Origin of the sequence: Lentilactobacillus kisonensis DSM 19906 = JCM 15041 (assembly GCF_001434135.1) — a bacterium.
In the GTDB taxonomy this organism is placed as follows: domain Bacteria; phylum Bacillota; class Bacilli; order Lactobacillales; family Lactobacillaceae; genus Lentilactobacillus; species Lentilactobacillus kisonensis.
On record NZ_AZEB01000078.1, the window covers coordinates 1 to 1,605 of the forward strand.

At 50.4% G+C, this 1,605-nt stretch carries 1 protein-coding gene; it reads left to right on the forward strand.

The genetic code is table 11. The features are described from left to right. Nucleotides 1–1,605: MBG domain-containing protein (locus tag FC98_RS14935; protein WP_162254975.1), on the forward strand; the 1,605-nt coding region annotated here is incomplete at both ends.

Below are 1,605 nucleotides of genomic sequence, written 5' to 3' on the forward strand. Positions count from 1 at the left end.
CCGCCAACCCGAACTACGATATTACAGTGGTTGCTGGGAAGTTAACCATTACACCAACTGCGACGACGGGGAAAGTCCTTGTTGGCAATCAGACTAAGGTTTATGACGGCGATGCTGGTACCGATCCAACCACCTTTGATATTACCCTGCCAAAAGGGATGACGGCACCTAAAGATGCTTGGGCAGCGGCTGATTTTGATACCAGCAAGATTAATAGTCAGAACGTCGGCGATTACGAGGTGACCTTGAGTCACGCCGGACTGGCTAAGCTTCAGGCTGCCAATCCGAATACTACGATTGATGCGAAGAGTGTCACTGCTGGGAAGTTCACCATTACCAAAGCACCCATCACGATTACCGGCCCAACGGTCACTAAAGTTTATGATGGCAAGCCGTATAGCGATCAGACCAAATTAGTTGCCACCATTACCGGTAAGCCCAAAGCTGGGGTTGATCTTACGACGCCGCAATTGGGTGATATTAGTAAGGATGTCGACGTTGGTGACTATGCGATTGCGGTGACGATTGATGCGGATGCTAATTCGAACTACGATATCACGACTAAGGCGGGTCAGTTAACCATTACGCCAAGCACGACGACTGACAAGGTCGTTGTCAACGGTGATACTAAGGTTTATGACGGCGATGCCAGCACCGACCCAACGACCTTTAAGGTTACGTTACCAAAGGGCATCACGGCACCAAAGGATGGTTGGAAAGCCGCTGACTTTGACGCCAAGATTACCAGCCAAAATGTGGGTGACTACGAGGTTACTTTGAGTAAAGTCGGTCTGGCTAAGTTGCAGGCGACTAACAAGAACACCACGATTGATGCGAAGAGCGTCACTCCCGGTAAGTTCACCATTACCCCAGCAAAAGTAACGGTAACCGGGCCAACGGTCACCAAGGTTTATGATGGTCAGCCGTATAGCGATAAGACGAAGTTAGTCGCGACGGTGACTGACAAGCCAAAACTGGGTGCCGATGTGGTTTCTCAATTAGGCGACATTAGTCAGGACGTTAACGTTGGCAGTTACGATATCCCGGTAACTGCCGATGCCAAGGCTAATCCGAACTACGAGGTGACGGTGGTTGCCGGCAAGTTGACGATCACACCAACGACCACCACTGATAAGGTCGTGGTTGACGGTGGTACCAAAGTTTACGATGGCGATGCCAGCACGGATCCCACCACCTTTAAAGTGGAATTGCCTAAAGACATTGTTGCCCCAACGGCTGGCTGGACGAAGGATGATTTTGATACTTCTGGCCTTAACAGTCAAAACGTCGGTAGCTACGATGTCACCTTGAGCAAGGCTGGGCTGGCTAAGCTCCAAGCGGCTAACGCGAATACCACGATTGACACTAATAATGTCACTGCTGGTAAGTTTACGATTACCCCAGCACCAATTATCATCACCGGTCCAAACGTCACCAAGGCTTACGATGGTGATCCGTACACCGGTCCGGTTAATATCGATGTTAAGGGTCAGCCAGCTAACGGTGACAAGGTGAAATACACAGTTGGCGACCTCAGCAAGGACACCGCCATTGGTACCTACCCAATCACCATCATGGCCGCTGCCAGCGACAATCCAAACTACA